Origin of the sequence: Streptomyces sp. NPDC048392, assembly GCF_043200575.1 — a bacterium.
Lineage (GTDB): Bacteria > Actinomycetota > Actinomycetes > Streptomycetales > Streptomycetaceae > Streptomyces.
Genome location: NZ_JBICYB010000005.1, coordinates 141,515 through 159,217 on the forward strand (window position 1 = coordinate 141,515; position 17,703 = coordinate 159,217).

The following is a 17,703-nucleotide window of genomic DNA, read 5'->3' on the forward strand; positions in this document are numbered from 1 at the left end:
CCGGCGTGAGCTGCGGACACCCCGCCCGGCCGTACCGTCACGACACATGCGACGGCACCCGTGGGCGCACCGGCACCCGCCACGCCGGGCCGCGCCCCCGCGAGCACACCGCCGCAGCCGGCGTGAGCTGCGGACACCCCGCCCGGCCGTACCGTCACGACACATGCGACGGCACCCGTGGGCGCACCGGCACCCGCCACGCCGGGCCGCGCCGCGCCCCCGCGAGCACAGGCAAGGCACAGACACCGGCACCTGCACCGGCACAGAGACCTGCGCACCGGCACCGGCACAGACACCGGCACCACCACCCGGCCGCGCGCTCAGTGTCCGAGCGCCCGCCGCCACTCCCCCACCGCGTCCGCCGACACCGGCCCGTCCCACCCCGCGGGCCGCGCCGCTCCGCCGATGTGGAAGCCGTCGACGCCCGCGTCCAGCAGCCCGGGTACGTGCTCCAGCCGCAGCCCGCCGCCCACCAGCAACTGCTGCTCGTACCCCGGTTCCCCCCGCCGCCGCGCCTCCGCGAGCAGCACCGTCAGGCCCTCGTCCACGCCGTCGGCCGCCCCGGCCGTCAGATACGTGTCGAGGCCCGGGAAGTCCGCGAGCTGCTTGCGCAGCGCGTCCCGGTTCGCGGCCCGGTCGATCGCGCGGTGGAACGTCCACCGGCACCCGTCCAGCACTTCGGCGACCCGCTCCACCGCCCCGAGGTCCACCTCGCCCTCCGCGTCGAGGAACCCCAGCACGAACTGCGTGGCCCCGGCCTCCCGCAGCCGACCCGCGACCCGTGTCAGCCGCTCGACGTCCCCGGCGGCGAACCCGTCCGCGAGCCGCAGCATCACCCGTACGTCGATGTCGACGGCGGCGCGGATCGCGGCGACGGTGGCGGCCGGCGGGGTGAGTCCGTCGGCCGCCATGTCGCTGACCAGTTCGAGGCGATCCGCGCCTCCGGCCTGGGCGGCGACCGCGTCCTCGACGTCGAGGGCGATCACCTCCAGGACTGCACGCTTGCTCATGGGACCCCATTCGTCGGCCTGCTACAGGTCTAGTCCAATCCAAGACTACGCCCGGACGACGGGCAGGGGTGCCCCGTCGCCGCTCAGCCGCCGAAGATGTTCAGCTCCGCCGCCTCCACCCCGGCCAGCTCGAATCCGGCCGCGCCTGCCGTTCCGTCCGCTGCGTCCACGGGGCGGCCGGCGTACAGCCGTACGAGGGTGGCGGCGTCGCCGATGAACCGGCCCGGCGGCCGCTCACCGCTCACCTCGCCGAGTTTCAGGGGCTCGTCGAGGTCGTCGAGGTCGGCGTGCAGCGGCACGTGACCGCGCTCGCGGGTGAGGGTGCCGAGCAGCGCGAGCGCCTGAGGCAGTCCGCGGCCCGCGTACGCCCCCGGCTCACCGAGGGCCGCCCGCACGTCACCGGCGTGCACCCACTCGCCCAGCGCGACCAGGTCAAGCGCGCCGCCGGCCCGGGCGATCACCGGGCCCGCCTCGGTCATGCCGCGCTCCAGTTCGTCGACGACCCGGGCGTTCGTCCAGTCGGCGCGTTCGGCGATGTCGCGGTCGTTGGACTCGGGCGAGAAGACGCCGTCCTCCAGGCGGTGCTCCACCACCCGGATCAGCGCGCCGGAGCAGTGCGCCAGCACGTCGCGCACGGTCCAGCCCGGACACGCGGCCACCGGCAGCGCGAAGTCCGCGTCCGTCCTGGACCGCAGCAGCGGCACCAGTTCGTCCCTTCCAATGGTCAGCAGCCGCCCGGGCAGCTCGGGGTCGCGTACGTCGTGCACGTCTGCGGGAGTCGTCATGGACTCCACGTTAGGGGTGTGCGCCGCGCGCGGTCAGTGTTCCAGCAGGTCGTCCAGTTCGGCGGCGAAGAGGAGCGCGGGGTCGAAGCCCATGCCGGTGAACTGGCCCGCGAGTTCCAGGGAGAGGACGCCGTGCAGCCGGGACCAGAAGGACAGGGCCCGGTGGAGTACGGCGCCGGACGCCGGGTGGTCCCCCGCCCACCGCCGGTGGGTCTCGAGGTGCCCGTCGAACGCGTCGGTGCCGCCGTCGGACGGCAGCGCGGCACAGGCGTCGACGATGACCCCCATCGTCTCGGCGGCGATCTCGGTGATGTCGTCGGGCGCGCGGTAGCCGGGGACTGGGGTGCCGTGGATGAGGAAGTAGCGCTGCGGGTCGTCCAGGGCCCAGGCCCGCAGGGTGTGCGCGAGGCCCGCCAGGCCGGCGTCGGCCTCGGCGGCCGCCCGGAAGGCGTCGGCCTGGCTGCGGTAGGCGTCCCGGATGAGTTCGGTGATCAGCTCGTCGCGGCCGTCGAAGTACCGGTAGAGCGCGGGCCCGCTCATGCCCATCCGCTTGGCGATCGCGTTGAGGGAGAGCGCGGACGCTCCCGCCGCGGCGATCTGCTCCCACGCGTGTTCCTTGATCTCCGCGCGCACCTGGGTGCGGTAGCGCTCGCGCGGGGTCGTCGTGCGCGCCTCCGGCATGGTCCGCCCGCCGCCTCTCGGCCTTCTCCGGCCAGGGGATGCAACAATTCGTTAGAAGCTATCACGAACATTATCTGGGAGAATGCGTGCATGGCCGACCTCGACGCCCTGCGTTCCCGCTGGCTGCGTGCGCTCCTCCCGGCACGTGACGGCGCCCGCGACCCGGATCCGTACCCGTACGCCGACGCGCTGCTGCGCCGGTGGTCCGAACCCCTGCGGCGCTACCACACGCTCGCGCACCTCACGGCGGTCCTGGACCACGTCGACCTGCTGGCGGAGCACGCGCGGGACCCGGACGCGGTCCGGCTGGCCGCCTGGTTCCACGACGCGGTCTACCGGCCCGACCGGTCCGAGAACGAGGAGCGCTCGGCCCGGCTCGCCGAGCGCGCCCTGACCGAGGCCGGGGTCCCGGCGGGCAGGACCGCCGAGGTGGCCCGGCTGGTCCGGCTCACCGTCACCCACGCCCCGGCCGCCGACGACCGCGACGGGCAGGTGCTCTGCGACGCGGACCTGGCGGTCCTGGCCTCGCCGCCGTCGGCCTACGCGGCGTACACGGCGGCCGTCCGCGAGGAGTACCACTTCGTGCCGGACGACGCCTTCCGCCGGGGACGCGCCACGATCCTGCGCCGGCTCCTCGACCTGCCCCGCCTGTTCCACACCCCGTACGGACAGCGGGAGTGGGAGGCCACCGCCCGCCACAACCTCACCGGCGAGCTGGAAATGCTGTCGCTCCCGGACACCCCGGGCCTCTAGCCTGCACGGCATGCGGAACATGGGCGGGGAACAGGTGGAGGAGGCCGTCGCGAGCGCCGTCGCGCTGCTGCGGACGGCGACGGACCGGGACTGGCAGACGGCGCGGGCCGGACGGCTCGAGTGGAGCTGCCGGTACACGGCGGAGCACGTCGCGGGCGTCCTCATCGCCTACGCGGGCCAGCTGGCCGGACGCGCCACCGAGACATGGGTCCCCTTCGAGATCACTCTCGACGAGGGCACCGGCAACGAGGACGTGCTCCAGGTGGTCGAGACATCCGGCGCGCTGCTCGCCGCCACCCTCCGCACCACTCCGCGCGAGGTCCGGGCCTTCCACCCGTACCCCTTCCGCAGCGCGGACCGCGAGGGCTTCGCCGCGATGGGGGTCGTCGAGGTGTTCCTGCACACGCACGACATCGCCGAGGTTCTCGGGCCGGTCTACGAGCCGCCCGCCGAGCTGTGCGCGGACGTCCTCGCCCGGATCTTCCCGCACGTCCAGCCCGGCGCCGACCCCTGGCGCACCCTGCTGTGGGCCACCGGCCGCGGCGACCTGCCCGGGCGCGCCCCGGTCACCGAGTGGCGCTGGCGCAACAACCTGGTGGTCCCGGCCGGACGGCTCGCCCTCCAGGGCGTCACGCCCGCCGCCGCCACCGACCTCGCCGCGGGCGGCGACGGCGGCTTCGCGTGGGTCGGCGGCGGGCCCTTCCAGGGCACCCGGGACGCCGCCGGCATGCTGCTGAAGGCGTACCAGGCGGGCGTCCACCGGCCGGAGTGGGGTGTCTTCGTGCTCGTGCGGCGCGAGGACGGGCGCGCGGTCGGGGGCATGGGCTTCCACGGGCCGCCGGACGAGGACGGCCGGGTGGAGATCGGCTACGACCTCGCCGAGGCGGCCCGGGGCAACGGCTACGCGACCGAGGCGTTGCGCGCGCTGTCCGCGTGGGCGCTGGCGCGGGAGGAGGTGACGTCCGTGTTCGCGACGACCGAGCCGGAGAACACCGCGTCGCAGGCCGTCCTCGCCCGTGCGGGGTTCGTCCGGGTCGCCGCTCAGGACGCGGAGGGCACCGAGCAGTTCGCCTACGAGCTGCGCGACTGAGTACCGGCCCCGGAGCCCGGACCGGTAGAACCCTTGCGGCGGCGCAGTCCCGCCCCGTGCAGCAGCCGCACCACCTCGCGGCTGCCGACCTCCAGCGCGCCGGCGGACACCGCGTCGGCGTACCGCTGGGCGGGCAGGTCGTAGTGATCGCGTTCGAAGGCGCGGCGCGGCACGCCCAGCCTCGCGGCGAAGGCGTGCAGTTCGGCGTAGGAGACGTCGCTGACCAGGTGGGACCACATGCGGCCGTGGCCCGGCCAGGCCGGCGGGTCGATGTAGAGGGTCACCGGGCCGCCGTCCTCACGAGGATCCCGGGCCGCCGGTGCCCGCGCCCAGCGAGCCGACCGCCGCGACCTTCACGCCCGCCTTGCCGCACACCCAGTGCGGATCGGGGCCCAGTTCGGGCTCGACGTCCAGCGCGTGCGGGTCGCCGGAACCGCACACCGGGCACAGCGGCCAGCGGCCGTACCGCTCCAGCAGGGCGTCCTGCACGTCCTGCGCGACCAGCCCGGCGACGAACTCCGCGCCCTCGGGCCACTGCTCTACCCACCAGCGCCGCCGCACGACGGACTCCTCGACCAGCGACACGACGTCCGGCTCGGCGACCTCGCCCGCCACCAGGTCGGCGAGCACCAGGGCGCGCGCGGCGTGCAGCGCCTGCTCCAGGGGGCTGATGGGGTTCATGCACCCATTGTGCGCACTCTTGACCCGCGGACCGAAACGAAAATATCTTTCACGAGTGACCGATGAAGTGAAGGAAACTTTCGCCAGCGCCGACGGGGGCCGCCGCGCCTCCGGTGGCGCGGGCGCACCGCCCGCGCCCGCCGCCCTCGCGGCCAAGGTCCGCACGCTGGCACCGTCGATGACCCGGTCCATGCAGCGGGTCGCCGAGGCCGTCGCGGGCGATCCGGCCGGCTGCGCGGCCCTCACGGTCACCGGTCTGGCCGAGCTGACCGGCACCAGCGAGGCGACCGTCGTACGCACCGCCCGGCTGCTCGGCTACCCGGGCTACCGTGATCTGCGCCTCGCGCTCGCCGGACTCGCCGCCCAGCAGCAGTCCGGGCGCGCGCCCGCCATCACGACCGACATCGCGGTCGACGACCCGATCGCCGACGTCGTCGCCAAGCTGGCCTACGACGAGCAGCAGACCCTCGCGGACACCGCCGCCGCTCTGGACACCGTCCAGCTCGGCGCGGCCGTCGCCGCACTCGCCGCCGCCCGGCGCACCGATGTGTACGGCATCGGCGCCTCCGGCCTGGTCGCCCAGGATCTCACCCAGAAGATGCTGCGCATAGGGCTCATAGCGCACGCCCCCGCCGACCCGCATCTCGCCGTCACCAACGCGGTGCAGCTGCGCGCCGGGGACGTCGCCCTCGCGATCACGCACTCCGGCTCGACGGGGGACGTCATCGAACCGCTGCGGGTCGCCTTCGAACGCGGCGCGACGACCATCGCCGTCACCGGCCGCCCCGACAGTCACGTCACCCAGTACGCCGACCACGTACTGACCACGTCCACGGCCCGGGAGAGCGAGCTGCGGCCGGCGGCCATGTCGTCGCGGACCAGCCAGCTGCTGGTGGTGGACTGCCTGTTCGTGGGGGTGGCGCAGCGGACGTACGAGGCGGCCGCGCCGGCTCTGGCGGCGTCCTACGAGGCGTTGGCGCATCGGCACCGGTCGCTTCGCGCGGGAGACCGCAGGGCTTGATCATCGCGGGCGGCCGCGGCCGGGTGTGGCTGGTCGCGCAGTTCCCCGCGCCCCCGGACATGTACAGACACCGAAGTTGAAAAGGGCCGCTTCCTCATGACCTCGACCCCCCATCACCCCGACCTCCGCTCCCAGTTGGAGACCCTCACCACCGAGGCGTTCCGGCCCGAGCTGGCCGAGGTCGACCGGAAGAGCACCCTGGACATCGCGCGGCTGATGAACGGCGAGGACGCCGCCGTGCCCGCCGCCGTCGCCGAGCGGCTGCCCGAGATCGCGGCCGCCATCGACGCCGTGGCCGCCCGGATGGCACGCGGCGGACGGCTCGTCTACGCGGGTGCCGGTACGGCCGGCCGGCTCGGCGTGCTGGACGCCTCGGAGTGCCCGCCGACCTTCAACACCACTCCCGGGCAGGTGGTCGGCCTGATCGCCGGCGGCCCGGACGCCATGGTCAGCTCCGTCGAGGGCGCCGAGGACTCGCCCGAGCTGGCCCGCGCCGACCTGGACGGCCTCGCCCTGACCGCCGACGACACGGTGGTCGGTGTGAGCGCCTCCGGCCGCACCCCGTACGCCGTCGGCGCGGTCGAGCACGCCCGTGCGCTCGGCGCCCTGACGATCGGCCTCGCCTGCAACCGGGGCAGCGCCCTGGCCGCCGCCGCCGAGCACCGCATCGAGGTCGTCACCGGGCCCGAGCTGCTCACCGGCTCCACCCGGCTGAAGGCCGGCACGGCGCAGAAGCTGGTCCTGAACATGCTGTCGACGATCACCATGATCCGGCTCGGCAAGACGTACGGGAACCTGATGGTGGACGTCCGCGCCTCCAACGAGAAGCTGCGGGCCCGCTCGCGCCGCATCGTCGCGCTCGCCACCGGCGCCGCCGACGACGACATCGAGCGCGCTCTGACGGCGACCGACGGTGAGGTCAAGCACGCGATCCTGGTGCTGCTGGCCGACGTGGACGGCCCGACGGCCGCCCGCCTCCTGGCCGAGTCCGGCGGTCACCTGCGGGCGGCACTCGCGGCCGCGCACGGCTGACCGCCCCGCTCCACCACCCCGCCCGGCCGCGCGCCCGGGGCAGTGGGCGCCGTGTGCGATTCTGAGGGACATGAACCACGCCCAGCTGACCGCCCTGGGCCGCGCCCTGCGTCTTCTCGGTGAGCACGGCGAGGCCCTGACCACCGACACGCCGGAGGCCAAGCTGCACGAGGTCCGCGCGGACCTGAAGCGTGCGCTGGACCAGCTGGAGGAGAGCGTCACGACGACGGCCCCCAGCACCCGCTGCCCCGAGCATCCGAACGGACCGGTCGACAAGGCCGCCCCCGACCTCTGCCTCCTGTGCGAGACCCGCCGCCGCACCGCCCGCCGCACCGAGTACAACGGCGGTCCGCTGCCGGCCCGGCCCACCGAGCCGGTCCAGTCCCGGTACGGGGTGCGGGGCGACCGGCCGCAGCCCCAGCAGCGCTGGCTGCCGGAGCTGTGGAACGGCCAGGCGTGGCAGCTGTGCGGCACCCCGCGCCGCGACCGCCGCGAGGCCGAGCTGTACATCGCGGCCCAGCTGCGCGGCCCGCGCGCCGCGATGGCGTACCGGCTCGTCCACGAGTTCACGGACTACGAGGTGCTGCGGGTGTGGGGCACGCCGGTACGGGCCGACACCGAGCCGATGGGCGGCCTCTGAGCCGACCCGCATCACCCTGAAGACTCCATCCGCAGTACTCTGACCGGAGTGCTTCGAGTCCGCGTACGCTCCTGGAGCCGGAACATGGTGAGACGGAACGACCAGCGCCGCGCCGCCCTCGTCGACGCCGCGATCGAGGTGCTGGCCGCGCAGGGCGCCCGGGGGCTGACCTTCCGGGCGGTGGACACGGAGGCCGCCGTCCCGGCCGGCACCGCGTCCAACTACTTCGCGAACCGCGACGACCTGCTCACCCAGGCGGGCGCCCGGGTCTACGAGCGCCTGCACCCCGACGAGGCCACCCTGGCCCGTCAGCGTACGGCCGGCCACGACCGGGACACCTACGTCCTGCTGATGGGGGAACTGGTCGACCGCGTCGCCTCGTTCCGCACCGGCTACCTCGCCCTGCTGGAGCTGCGCCTGGAGGCCACCCGGCGCCCCGGCCTGCGCGCGGTGCTGACCGAACGCGTCCGCGAGGACGTCGCCGCCAACGTCGCTCACCACGAGGCGTCCGGCCTCCCCGGCGACGCCATGGCGGTCAAGCTGCTCCACCTGGCCCTGAACTGGCTGATCGTCGAACAGCTCACCCTGCCGGACGTGTTCACCCCGGCCGAGCGCGACGAGCTGGTGGCGGCGGCCGTCGAACGGATCGTGACGCCGGTCGCGGCCCGGTAGGCGGATGACCCGCCGGGTCAGATCTGGTTCTCGCCGCCGTCGACGTACCAGTTGGCGCCGAGGACGAAGCTGCTCTGGTCCGAGGCGAGGAAGGCCACCACCGCGGCGACCTCCTCGGGGCGTCCCATCCGGCCGATCGCGGTGTCCCCGGCGAGCTTCGTGTGGACGGTCGGCGCGTTCGACTCGCCGAAGAGGTCGGTGATCCCGGGGGTGTCGACCGGCCCCGGGGAGATGGCGTTGACCCGGACGCCGCGGCCCTTGAGCTCGTTGGCCCAGCCCCGCGCGAAGGCGCGGACGGCGGCCTTGGAGGCGGCGTACAGACTGAACGCCTCCGCACCGTTGTCGGCGGCGGTGGAGGCGTTGAGGATGACCGAGGCACCGTCGTTGAGCAGCGGCAGCGCCTGCTGCACGGTGAAGAGCGTGCCCCGCACGTTGACGCCGAGGATCTGGTCGATCTGCTCCTCGGTGATCTGCTCAAGCGGCACGAGGGAGGCGGTCGCCGCGTTGGCGAAGACCACGTCGAGCCCCCGGCCCCGGGCGCGGACCGCGTCGTAGAGCCGGTCCAGGTCGGCCCGGTCCGAGACGTCACCGGCCACTGCCGTGACCCTCTCCGCACCGATGACCTCCACGGCCGCGTCGAGCGTGGCCTTGCGCCGGCCGGTGATGAACACGTGCGCGCCCTCGTCCGCCAGCCGCACCGCGCTGGCCAGACCGATCCCCGTGCCGCCGCCGGTGACGACGGCGGTCCTGCCTTCGAGCTGTCCCATGGTGAACGCCCTCCGATCAACATTCAGTACCGAGCGGTACTGAAAGCGACCGTAGCACATCCGTATCGATTGGTACCGAAGGCGTAGACTGGGGAGCATGGAGAAGCGACGGAAGGGGCCGATCGGCCGGCCCAGGGGCTTCGACGCCGACGAGGCCCTCGAAAAGGCCATGCGGGTCTTCTGGGAGCAGGGGTACGAGGGCGCCAGCCTCACCGACCTGACCAGCGCCATGGGCATCACCCGCACCAGCATGTACGCGGCCTTCGGCAACAAGGAGGACCTGTTCCGCAAGGCGCTCGAGCGCTACGAGGAGGGTCCCGCCGCCTACGTGGCCCGCGCCCTGCGCAAGCCCACCGCCCACGAGGTGGCCACGGCGTTCCTGAACGGCGCCGTCGACACCTGCACGCGCCCCGACTGCCCGGCAGGGTGCCTGGGCGTCCAGGGCTCCCTCGCCTCCGGCGAGACGGGACGCCCCGCCCGGGACCTGCTCGCCGACTGGCGCAACGGGGGCGTCTCCCAGCTCCGGGACCGGTTCCGGCAGGCCGTCGAGGACGGCGATCTGCCCCCCGGCACTGACCCGCTGCACGTCGCCCGCTACCTCATGACCTTCGCCAACGGCATCTCCGTGCAGGCCACCGGTGGCGCCACCCGTGAAGACCTCCAGCGGGTGGCCGACACGGCCCTGCGCAACTGGCCACCCGCCTGACGACACCCTTCAGGGCCGTACGCACACCACGCCGCCTCAGCGGCAGACCCCTGACGGGCGGAGCGGTTCAGCCTCGGCGCGGGACGCCCCGCGAGGGACCCCTCTCAAAAACCGAGGACAAAACAGCGATTTTGTCCTCGGTTCTCGACATGCCCCCCACCGCCCCACCAGCTCACCGGCCCACCAACCCGCCAATCCACCGGCCCACCGGCTTCCCAACCCACCAACCCACCGGCCCACCGGCTTCCCAACCCACCCCGCACCGACCCGCCGGTCGTCAGACGCCAAGCCCCACCGACCCACCGGTCGTCAGACGCCAAGCCCGCCCGTCGTGCTGGCGAGACGCGAGACACGCGCGCCCCTCACCCCGGGCCCCTGGACGGCCCACCCGAGGGACCGGCATGCCCGGACACCCGCTCTCCCCCGGCCGCCCGCACGCTTCTCACCCGTGCTGGAGCGGGCCGGGTCAAGGGTGGCCCGAAGGGCCATCGGCGCAGCCGACGCGGAGCGCCCTTGACGCGGGTCGTGGAAGCACGACACTGGCCAAGAAGCGGGCGGCCCCAGGCCCAGGTTCAGGCCCAGACCCAGACCCAGACCCAGACCCAGCAGGAGGCTCCGAAAAGGTCACGCCTCCGGTCCCGGCCCCACCAGCGGCAGCGGCAGCGGCAGCGGCGCGAACTCGTACCCCTCCCACAGGCGCCGGGACGTCTCCTCCGGGTACGGCGCGACGGTCGGCTCGGCGTCCAGAACCTGTACGAGGCGCCGTTCCGTGTCGTACACCGGCCAGCCGGGGTCGCCGGTGCGGGCGAACGCCGTCCAGGCGGAGCGGAAACGCGACGACAGGGCCAGCGCCTCCTCGGACGGCTCCGCACCGGCGAACAGGAGCAGCGCCACGTCCGCCTGGAAGGTGCCGAAGAGGAGCGGGACGTCCAGCGCGTGACAGGCGCCCAGGGCGCCGCCGTCGGCCGGGGCCGGCCAGGTCAGTTCGTAGACGTGGGCCCGGCCGCCGCCCGCGAGGTGCGCCTCGGCCAGGTGCAGGGAGGGCATGGCGAACAGCCAGTCGGTCTGGACGCGTTCGTAGAGGTCGTTCGCACAGGCGCCGGGGAACGCCGCCCGGTAGGCGGCCTCGCCGCCCGGTGCGTACAGGCGCAGGGAGGCGCTCGCGCGGGCCTCGTCGATCTCGCCGAGCTTCCCGGCCATGGCGGTGAACAGGCGGTGCTCGTCCCGGTTGTGACCGACGACCAGGTCGACGTCGCGGGACGCGCCGGACGCGAGCGCCTGCCAGGGCATGACCGGCAGGACCTCGCCGTCCACGACCGGGGAGTACGGGGTCACCGTGGGCGCCGCCCGCCCCCAGCGGGCGACGTTGCCGGGCATCTTCGGGGCGAGGGCCTGACCGGCCCTGACCAGTCGGTCCGGGGCGACGCCCGAGAGGTCCGCGACGGTCGGGCGGAGACCGACCTCGGCGGCGAGGGCGGCGCCGAGGTCCCGGGCGAGTTCGGCGGAGAAGAACGTGCCCGGCACGCTCTGGGCGATGGCCCGCCGGAAGAGTCCGGCCGCGCGCGGCATGGCCAGCAGGGCGGCCACGGAGCCGGCACCCGCCGACTCGCCGAAGACGGTGACCCGGCCGGGGTCGCCGCCGAACGCGGCGATGTTGTCCCGTACCCATTCCAGCGCGGCCACCTGGTCGAGCAGGCCCCGGTTGGCGGGGGCGCCCTCGATGTGGGCGAAGCCCTCCATGCCGACGCGGTAGTTGAGGGTGACGACGACGAGGTCGCCGTCGGCGGCGATGCGACGGGCGTCGTAACCGGGGCTGCCGGAGTGGCCGAGCCTGTACGCGCCGCCGTAGATCCAGACCATGACGGGGCGGTGGGCGGCCGGGTCGGCGGCCGGCGTCCAGACGTTGACCGTCAGCCAGTCGTCGCCCCCGGGGGCGGCCGGCGCGCCGGAAGCGTCCGGTACGCCGGGAGCGGCCGGCGCGCCGGGGGAGTCCGGTACGCCGGCCGCCCCCACGATGCCGAGGTCCTGCGGGGGCGGCGGACCGAAGACGTAAGCGTCGCGTATGCCGTCCCAGGGGCGTGCGGGGCGCGGGGCGGCGAACCGGGCGCCTCCCACCGGGGGTTCGGCGAACGGGATGCCGCGGAAGACGGTCAGGCCGTCCTCGGCCCGTCCGCGCACCGCACCGAAGACGGTGCGCACCACGGGGTCGGTCGTGCTCATCGATCACTCCTCACTGGTCTACCGCAGGCCGTGCGCCAGTTGGTGATCCATGGACCCTACGCCGTGGTGCGCACCGCGCTCGGCCGGAGGGCTGCTCAGCTCAGGGTCTTCAGCGACGCCGCGTCGTACGGGGCGAGGGCGTCGAAGCGGCCGGTGAGCACCTTCTCGGCCCACTGCGGGTCCTGGAGCAGCGCGCGGCCGACGGCGACGAGGTCGAACTCCTCGCGCTCCATGCGGTCGAGGAGGTTGTCGAGGCTGCCGACGGGAGCGCCCTCGCCCAGGAATGCCTTGGTGAAGTCGCCGTCGAGGCCGACCGAGCCGACGGTGATCGCGGGCCTGCCGGTCAGCTTCTTGGTCCAGCCGGCGAGGTTGAGGTCCGCGCCGTCGAACTCGGGGAGCCAGTAGCGGCGGGTGGAGGCGTGGAAGGCGTCCACTCCGGCCGAGGCGAGCGGAGAGAGGACGGCCTCCAGTTCCTCGGGGGTCCCGGCGAGGCGGGCGTCGTAGGCCTCCTGCTTCCACTGGGAGTATCGGAAGATCACGGGGAAACCGGGGGAGACCTTCTCCCGTACGGCGGCCACGATCTCGGCGGCGAACCTCGTCCGGGCCACGGGGTCGCCGCCGTAGGCGTCGGTGCGGCGGTTGGTGCCGGGCCACAGGAACTGGTCGACGAGGTAGCCGTGGGCGCCGTGGATCTCCACGCCGTCGAAGCCGATGCGCTCGGCGGCCGCGGCGGCCTCGGCGAAGGCGCCGATGACGTCGTCCAGGTCGCGCTGGGTCATCGCCCGGCCGGTGGCCCGGTCCTCGCCGATGCGCAGGCCGGACGGGCCGACGGGGGGCGCGTCGGCGAAGGGGGGCTCCCCGGCCTTGCGCACCATGCCGATGTGCCACAGCTGCGGCACGATCGTGCCGCCCGCCGCGTGCACCGCCTCGGCGACCCTCGCCCATCCGGCGAGCTGCTCCTCGCCGTGGAAGCGCGGCACCCGGTCGCTCTGCCCGGCCGAGTCGTGGCCGACGTACGTCCCCTCGGTGACGATCAGTCCGACCCCGGCGGCGGCGCGGCGCGAGTAGTACGACACCACGTCCTGGCCGGGTACACCACCCGGGGAGAACATCCGGGTCATCGGCGCCATCACGACGCGGTTCGGCACGGTGAGGCCGTTGATGGTGGCCGGGCGGGCGAGGAGCCGGGCGGCGCGGGAGGCGGCCTCGGCGGGGATGACGGTCACGTGGGGCTCCAGAGGTGGGTACCGATGGGTATGTGCGCGCGCATGCACCGCACCCCCACCTGAACCACCCCGTCCCGCCGGACCATTCCGTCCCCCGCCGCCGATCTGCCGTGACCCGGGCCACACGGGGTGGTCGGGGCGGGAAACGCCCGAGGGCGGCACCCCCTTGTCGGGGGTGCCGCCCTCGGTCCGTGCGGGACGGCCGATCAACCGGAAACGGTCGATCAGAAGTCCATGTCACCGCCCGGCATGCCGCCCGGAGCGCCGCCGCCGGCGGCGGCCTTCTCCGGCTTGTCGGCGATGACGGCCTCGGTGGTGAGGAACAGCGCGGCGATGGAGGCGGCGTTCTGCAGCGCGGAACGGGTCACCTTCGCCGGGTCGATGATGCCTTCGGCGATCATGTCGACGTACTCACCGGTCGCGGCGTTCAGGCCGTGGCCGACGGTCAGGTTGCGGACCTTCTCCACGACGACGCCGCCCTCGAGACCACCGTTGACGGCGATCTGCTTCAGCGGGGCCTCCAGGGCGAGCTTCACGGCGTTGGCGCCGGTCGCCTCGTCACCCGACAGCTCCAGCTTCTCGAACACCTGGGAGGCCTGGAGCAGGGCCACGCCACCACCGGCGACGATCCCCTCCTCGACGGCCGCCTTCGCGTTGCGAACGGCGTCCTCGATGCGGTGCTTGCGCTCCTTGAGCTCGACCTCGGTGGCGGCACCGGCCTTGATGACGGCCACGCCGCCGGCCAGCTTCGCCAGGCGCTCCTGGAGCTTCTCGCGGTCGTAGTCGGAGTCGCTGTTCTCGATCTCGGCGCGGATCTGGTTGACCCGGCCCTGGACCTGGTCGGCCGAGCCGGCGCCGTCCACGATCGTGGTCTCGTCCTTGGTGATGACGACCTTGCGCGCGCTGCCCAGCAGGTCCAGCGTGGCGTTCTCGAGCTTGAGGCCGACCTCCTCGGAGATGACCTCGCCGCCCGTGAGGATGGCGATGTCGCCGAGCATGGCCTTGCGGCGGTCACCGAAGCCCGGGGCCTTGACGGCGACGGACTTGAAGGTGCCGCGGATCTTGTTGACGACCAGGGTCGACAGGGCCTCGCCCTCGACGTCCTCGGCGATGATCAGCAGCGGCTTGCCCGACTGCATGACCTTCTCCAGGAGCGGCAGCAGGTCCTTGACGTTGCCGATCTTGGAGTTGGCGATGAGGATGTACGGGTCGTCCAGGGACGCCTCCATACGCTCCATGTCGGTGGCGAAGTACGCCGAGATGTAGCCCTTGTCGAAGCGCATACCCTCGGTGAGCTCGAGCTCCAGACCGAAGGTCTGGGACTCCTCGACGGTGATGACGCCTTCCTTGCCGACCTTGTCCATGGCCTCGGCGATGAGCTCGCCGATCTGGGTGTCGGCGGCGGAGATGGAGGCCGTGGAGGCGATCTGCTCCTTGGTCTCGACGTCCTTCGCCTGCTCCAGCAGGGCGGCGGAGACGGCCTCGACGGCCTTCTCGATACCGCGCTTCAGGGCCATCGGGTTGGCGCCGGCCGCGACGTTGCGCAGGCCTTCCTTGACCAGGGCCTGGGCGAGGACGGTCGCGGTGGTCGTACCGTCACCGGCGACGTCGTCCGTCTTCTTGGCGACTTCCTTGACCAGCTCGGCGCCGATCTTCTCGTACGGGTCCTCGAGTTCGATCTCCTTGGCGATGGATACACCATCGTTGGTGATCGTGGGGGCGCCCCACTTCTTCTCGAGGACGACGTTGCGGCCCTTGGGGCCGAGCGTCACCTTGACGGCGTCCGCGAGCTGGTTCATGCCGCGCTCGAGGCCGCGCCGTGCCTCCTCGTCGAACGCGATGATCTTGGCCATGTGAAGTGGTCCCTCCAGGACTGGGGGTGATTCCTTCGGACCGCGCCCGCGCCCGCGACGGACGGCTCGCCGGCGTTGTGGTTCCTTCCCCACTCGGCCTGCGGGCCTCACCGACCCGGTCCTTCGTTGTCACTCTCACCTTCAGAGTGCTAACGCCAATGATTAGCACTCGCCCCCGTCGAGTGCAAGCGCCTCCCACGGATCGGCCATGCGGTCAGCCACCCGCGAACAGGGACCGGGCGGGTGTCCGGGCAGGTGTCCGGGCAGGCCGAAGGGCCCGCACCCCCCGGTTGGGAGGTGCGGGCCCTTCGGAGAAGAACCGTTCGCTTGCGGTGGCCGGACGTCTCAGGCGCTGAGGCGAACCATGTCGGCCTGCGGGCCCTTCTGACCCTGCGAGATCTCGAACTCGACCCGCTGGCCTTCTTCGAGGGTGCGGTAGCCGTCCATCTGAATCGCGCTGTAGTGGACGAAAACATCCGCACCACCGTCGACCGCGATGAAGCCGTACCCCTTCTCCGCGTTGAACCACTTGACGGTGCCCTGAGCCATGCCTAACTCCCCTATTACTGGCCCTTGCACAGATCCGCACTTCGCGGACCCGGGTCAGACCTCGCCCCCCACGACCGGGGGCGTGCGCCGGAACGCGTCGACCGCGGCTGAATGTATCTGTCCAACTGCCGTCTGCAACAGGTCAATCGGACGAGAAATCTGGACGCACCCGGTCCGGAATGTGGCGAGAATTCGCCTGAATTCGGGTCAAGTCAGGTCACTCAAAAGGAGTAAAAGCCGCGAAACACGCCCACACTTTGGCTGCTTCTTGTCGGGCCGGCGGCAGGAATTCACGGTTCCCGTTGTCGTGATCGGGAGCGCGTTCCCCAACTCTACCGCGCTCAACCCAATGGAATTGCCCCCTCCGCTTCTCTTACGGAGAGGGCAAGACGCACTACCGGAAGTATCAGCGGGAGATCAGCGGGGATCAGCCGCCGGCGACCGCCGGGATGATCGAAACCCCCGCGCCGTCCGGGGTCGCGGTCTCCAGGCCCTGCTCGAAGCGGACGTCGTCGTCGTTGACGTAGACGTTGACGAAGCGGCGCAGCCTGCCCTGGTCGTCCAGGACGCGGGCGGCGATGCCGGTGTGGTTCTTCTCCAGGTCGGAGATGATCTCCCCGAGGTTGGCGCCCTCGGCATCGACCTCGGCCCTGCCGCCGGTGTAGGTGCGCAGGATGGTCGGGATGCGAACGGTCACGCTCATGCGAGGCCAGCCTCTCGGAAGGAGTCCAGGTTCGGGCGGATGGTGGCGCTGAGGCCGGTGCCGGCCACCGCGTCGAGGGTCTTGAGTCCGTCGCCGGTGTTGAGGACGACGGTGCTGAGCGCCGGGTCGAGGACGCCGTTCTCGATCAGCTTCTTCGTCACGCCGACCGTCACGCCGCCCGCCGTCTCCGCGAAGATGCCCTCGGTACGGGCGAGCAGCTTGATCGCGTCCACGACCTGCTCGTCGGTCACGTCCTCCACGGCACCGCCGGTGCGGCGCGCGATGTCGAGGACGTAGGGGCCGTCGGCCGGGTTGCCGATGGCCAGCGACTTGGCGATGGTGTCCGGCTTCTGCGGGCGGACCACGTCGTGACCGGCCTTGTACGCCGTGGAGACCGGCGAGCAGCCCTCGGCCTGCGCGCCGAAGATCCTGTACGGCTTGTCCTCGACCAGACCGAGCTTGATCAGCTCCTGCAGCCCCTTGTCGATCTTCGTGAGCTGGGAGCCGGAGGCGATCGGGACGACGAGCTGGTCGGGCAGCCGCCAGCCGAGCTGCTCGCAGATCTCGTACGCCAGGGTCTTGGAGCCCTCGGCGTAGTACGGGCGCAGGTTGACGTTGACGAAGCCCCAGCCCTCGCCGGCCGGGTCGCCGATCAGCTCGGAGCAGAAGCGGTTCACGTCGTCGTAGTTGCCCTGGATGCCGACCAGCTCACCGCCGTAGACGGCGGCCATGACGACCTTGCCCTGCTCCAGGTCGTGCGGGATGAACACGCAGGAGCGGAAACCGGCGCGGGCGGCGGCGGCGCCGACGGCACCCGCGAGGTTGCCGGTGGAGGAGCAGGACAGGGTGGTGAAGCCGAAGGCGCGGGCGGCCTCGATGGCCTGGGCGACGACGCGGTCCTTGAAGGAGTGCGTGGGGTTGCCGGAGTCGTCCTTGACGTACAGGCCGCCGGTGACGCCGAGTTCGCGGGCGAGGTTGTCGGCCTTGACGAGCTTGGTCCAGCCGGGGTTGATGTTCGGCTTGTCGGCCACGTCGGCGGGGACGGGCAGCAGCGGGGCGTAGCGCCAGATGTTGGCCGGGCCCGCTTCGATCCGCTTGCGCAGTTCCTCGGTGTCGTAGGCCGAGAAGTCGTAGGCGATCTCGAGGGGGCCGAAACACTCCTCGCAGGCGAAGACCGGTCCGAGCGGTACCCGGTGGCCGCACTCCCGACAGCTCAGCGCCGCGGCGGGACCGAGGTCGACCGTGGGGTTCGCTGCGTTCGCGGAGTTCGTGGTGCTTTCGGCAGTCTGCACAGCCATGGAGGCGAGGCCCTTT

At 72.7% G+C, this 17,703-nt stretch carries 19 protein-coding genes; 7 read left to right on the forward strand and 12 right to left on the reverse strand.

Annotation, left to right across the window (positions count from 1 at the left end; translation table 11 throughout):
• Nucleotides 1-320 precede the first annotated feature (320 nt).
• From ACGFYH_RS10455 to ACGFYH_RS10465, 3 genes are all read right to left on the reverse strand, one after another.
• Nucleotides 321-1,010 carry a copper homeostasis protein CutC gene (locus ACGFYH_RS10455; RefSeq protein ID WP_393802722.1) on the reverse strand — a complete coding sequence of 230 codons (690 nt, stop codon included), beginning with the start codon at nucleotides 1,008-1,010 and terminating at the stop codon, nucleotides 321-323.
• Nucleotides 1,011-1,093: 83 nt separating this feature from the next.
• Complete coding sequence (locus ACGFYH_RS10460; protein WP_393802723.1) at nucleotides 1,094-1,795, reverse strand: maleylpyruvate isomerase family mycothiol-dependent enzyme; 702 nt, start codon at nucleotides 1,793-1,795, stop codon at nucleotides 1,094-1,096.
• A gap of 33 nt (nucleotides 1,796-1,828) precedes the next feature.
• Nucleotides 1,829-2,476: a TetR/AcrR family transcriptional regulator gene (locus ACGFYH_RS10465; protein WP_393802724.1), complete on the reverse strand. Its 648-nt coding sequence runs from the start codon at nucleotides 2,474-2,476 to the stop codon at nucleotides 1,829-1,831.
• A gap of 90 nt (nucleotides 2,477-2,566) precedes the next feature.
• On the opposite strand from ACGFYH_RS10465, the gene ACGFYH_RS10470 reads away from it, so the two are divergent.
• Both ACGFYH_RS10470 and ACGFYH_RS10475 read left to right on the forward strand, forming a co-directional pair.
• Nucleotides 2,567-3,229, forward strand: a complete 663-nt coding sequence (locus ACGFYH_RS10470) for a hypothetical protein (protein ID WP_393802725.1) — start codon at nucleotides 2,567-2,569, stop codon at nucleotides 3,227-3,229.
• A gap of 10 nt (nucleotides 3,230-3,239) precedes the next feature.
• Nucleotides 3,240-4,319: a GNAT family N-acetyltransferase gene (locus ACGFYH_RS10475; RefSeq protein WP_393802726.1), complete on the forward strand. Its 1,080-nt coding sequence runs from the start codon at nucleotides 3,240-3,242 to the stop codon at nucleotides 4,317-4,319.
• Here ACGFYH_RS10475 and ACGFYH_RS10480 read toward each other — a convergent pair.
• Together ACGFYH_RS10480 and ACGFYH_RS10485 are read right to left on the reverse strand one after the other, a co-directional pair.
• Nucleotides 4,301-4,603 (reverse strand): DUF4031 domain-containing protein, encoded by a 303-nt coding sequence (locus ACGFYH_RS10480; protein ID WP_393802727.1) that lies wholly within the window; start codon nucleotides 4,601-4,603, stop codon nucleotides 4,301-4,303. The two genes, ACGFYH_RS10475 and ACGFYH_RS10480, sit on opposite strands and share 19 nt — an antisense overlap.
• Nucleotides 4,604-4,616: 13 nt before the next feature.
• Complete coding sequence (locus ACGFYH_RS10485; protein ID WP_393802728.1) at nucleotides 4,617-5,000, reverse strand: hypothetical protein; 384 nt, start codon at nucleotides 4,998-5,000, stop codon at nucleotides 4,617-4,619.
• 55 nt (nucleotides 5,001-5,055) lie between these two features.
• Here ACGFYH_RS10485 and ACGFYH_RS10490 point away from each other — a divergent pair, with 55 nt between their 5' ends.
• From ACGFYH_RS10490 to ACGFYH_RS10505, 4 genes are all read left to right on the forward strand, one after another.
• Nucleotides 5,056-6,021 (forward strand): MurR/RpiR family transcriptional regulator, encoded by a 966-nt coding sequence (locus ACGFYH_RS10490; RefSeq protein WP_393802729.1) that lies wholly within the window; start codon nucleotides 5,056-5,058, stop codon nucleotides 6,019-6,021.
• A 96-nt stretch (nucleotides 6,022-6,117) separates the two neighbouring features.
• Complete coding sequence (gene murQ / locus ACGFYH_RS10495; protein ID WP_393802730.1) at nucleotides 6,118-7,053, forward strand: N-acetylmuramic acid 6-phosphate etherase; 936 nt, start codon at nucleotides 6,118-6,120, stop codon at nucleotides 7,051-7,053.
• A gap of 70 nt (nucleotides 7,054-7,123) precedes the next feature.
• Entirely contained in the window at nucleotides 7,124-7,693 is a 570-nt protein-coding gene (locus ACGFYH_RS10500; protein ID WP_393802731.1) for a hypothetical protein, read from the forward strand.
• An 84-nt stretch (nucleotides 7,694-7,777) separates the two neighbouring features.
• The gene (locus tag ACGFYH_RS10505; protein WP_393802732.1) at nucleotides 7,778-8,365 is read left to right on the forward strand and encodes a TetR/AcrR family transcriptional regulator; all 588 of its coding nucleotides are present in this window, start codon (nucleotides 7,778-7,780) and stop codon (nucleotides 8,363-8,365) included.
• A 17-nt stretch (nucleotides 8,366-8,382) separates the two neighbouring features.
• On the opposite strand, the gene ACGFYH_RS10510 is transcribed toward ACGFYH_RS10505, so the two are convergent.
• The gene (locus tag ACGFYH_RS10510) at nucleotides 8,383-9,132 is read right to left on the reverse strand and encodes an SDR family NAD(P)-dependent oxidoreductase (protein WP_393802733.1); all 750 of its coding nucleotides are present in this window, start codon (nucleotides 9,130-9,132) and stop codon (nucleotides 8,383-8,385) included.
• Nucleotides 9,133-9,229: 97 nt separating this feature from the next.
• Here ACGFYH_RS10510 and ACGFYH_RS10515 point away from each other — a divergent pair, with 97 nt between their 5' ends.
• Entirely contained in the window at nucleotides 9,230-9,838 is a 609-nt protein-coding gene (locus tag ACGFYH_RS10515) for a TetR/AcrR family transcriptional regulator (RefSeq protein WP_393802734.1), read from the forward strand.
• 624 nt (nucleotides 9,839-10,462) lie between these two features.
• On the opposite strand, the gene ACGFYH_RS10520 is transcribed toward ACGFYH_RS10515, so the two are convergent.
• The 6 genes from ACGFYH_RS10520 to thrC form a co-directional block, all read right to left on the reverse strand.
• Complete coding sequence (locus tag ACGFYH_RS10520) at nucleotides 10,463-12,058, reverse strand: carboxylesterase/lipase family protein (RefSeq protein ID WP_393802735.1); 1,596 nt, start codon at nucleotides 12,056-12,058, stop codon at nucleotides 10,463-10,465.
• Between the two features lie 95 nt (nucleotides 12,059-12,153).
• Complete coding sequence (locus ACGFYH_RS10525) at nucleotides 12,154-13,284, reverse strand: NADH:flavin oxidoreductase (RefSeq protein ID WP_393802736.1); 1,131 nt, start codon at nucleotides 13,282-13,284, stop codon at nucleotides 12,154-12,156.
• 224 nt (nucleotides 13,285-13,508) lie between these two features.
• Entirely contained in the window at nucleotides 13,509-15,137 is a 1,629-nt protein-coding gene (groL, locus tag ACGFYH_RS10530; RefSeq protein WP_393802737.1) for a chaperonin GroEL, read from the reverse strand.
• A gap of 345 nt (nucleotides 15,138-15,482) precedes the next feature.
• Nucleotides 15,483-15,686 (reverse strand): cold-shock protein, encoded by a 204-nt coding sequence (locus ACGFYH_RS10535; RefSeq protein ID WP_004929928.1) that lies wholly within the window; start codon nucleotides 15,684-15,686, stop codon nucleotides 15,483-15,485.
• A gap of 427 nt (nucleotides 15,687-16,113) precedes the next feature.
• A complete protein-coding gene (locus ACGFYH_RS10540; RefSeq protein WP_393802738.1) occupies nucleotides 16,114-16,389 on the reverse strand; it encodes a MoaD/ThiS family protein in 276 nt (91 codons plus the stop codon).
• Nucleotides 16,386-17,687, reverse strand: a complete 1,302-nt coding sequence (thrC, locus tag ACGFYH_RS10545) for a threonine synthase (RefSeq protein WP_393802739.1) — start codon at nucleotides 17,685-17,687, stop codon at nucleotides 16,386-16,388. Before thrC ends, ACGFYH_RS10540 begins: the two co-directional genes overlap by 4 nt.
• Between the last annotated feature and the right edge of the window lie 16 nt (nucleotides 17,688-17,703).

Bases quoted from the DNA above. Each gene is read 5' to 3' on its own strand.
- ACGFYH_RS10475 (WP_393802726.1), top strand. From the start codon at position 3,240: ATGCGGAACATGGGCGGGGAACAGGTGGAGGAGGCCGTCGCGAGCGCC.
- ACGFYH_RS10520 (WP_393802735.1), bottom strand. From the start codon at position 12,058: ATGAGCACGACCGACCCCGTGGTGCGCACCGTCTTCGGTGCGGTGCGC.
- murQ (WP_393802730.1), top strand. From the start codon at position 6,118: ATGACCTCGACCCCCCATCACCCCGACCTCCGCTCCCAGTTGGAGACC.
- ACGFYH_RS10505 (WP_393802732.1), top strand. From the start codon at position 7,778: ATGGTGAGACGGAACGACCAGCGCCGCGCCGCCCTCGTCGACGCCGCG.
- ACGFYH_RS10515 (WP_393802734.1), top strand. From the start codon at position 9,230: ATGGAGAAGCGACGGAAGGGGCCGATCGGCCGGCCCAGGGGCTTCGAC.
- ACGFYH_RS10485 (WP_393802728.1), bottom strand. From the start codon at position 5,000: ATGAACCCCATCAGCCCCCTGGAGCAGGCGCTGCACGCCGCGCGCGCC.
- ACGFYH_RS10540 (WP_393802738.1), bottom strand. From the start codon at position 16,389: ATGAGCGTGACCGTTCGCATCCCGACCATCCTGCGCACCTACACCGGC.
- ACGFYH_RS10500 (WP_393802731.1), top strand. From the start codon at position 7,124: ATGAACCACGCCCAGCTGACCGCCCTGGGCCGCGCCCTGCGTCTTCTC.
- ACGFYH_RS10470 (WP_393802725.1), top strand. From the start codon at position 2,567: ATGGCCGACCTCGACGCCCTGCGTTCCCGCTGGCTGCGTGCGCTCCTC.
- ACGFYH_RS10460 (WP_393802723.1), bottom strand. From the start codon at position 1,795: ATGACGACTCCCGCAGACGTGCACGACGTACGCGACCCCGAGCTGCCC.
- ACGFYH_RS10465 (WP_393802724.1), bottom strand. From the start codon at position 2,476: ATGCCGGAGGCGCGCACGACGACCCCGCGCGAGCGCTACCGCACCCAG.
- thrC (WP_393802739.1), bottom strand. From the start codon at position 17,687: ATGGCTGTGCAGACTGCCGAAAGCACCACGAACTCCGCGAACGCAGCG.
- ACGFYH_RS10510 (WP_393802733.1), bottom strand. From the start codon at position 9,132: ATGGGACAGCTCGAAGGCAGGACCGCCGTCGTCACCGGCGGCGGCACG.
- groL (WP_393802737.1), bottom strand. From the start codon at position 15,137: ATGGCCAAGATCATCGCGTTCGACGAGGAGGCACGGCGCGGCCTCGAG.
- ACGFYH_RS10535 (WP_004929928.1), bottom strand. From the start codon at position 15,686: ATGGCTCAGGGCACCGTCAAGTGGTTCAACGCGGAGAAGGGGTACGGC.
- ACGFYH_RS10455 (WP_393802722.1), bottom strand. From the start codon at position 1,010: ATGAGCAAGCGTGCAGTCCTGGAGGTGATCGCCCTCGACGTCGAGGAC.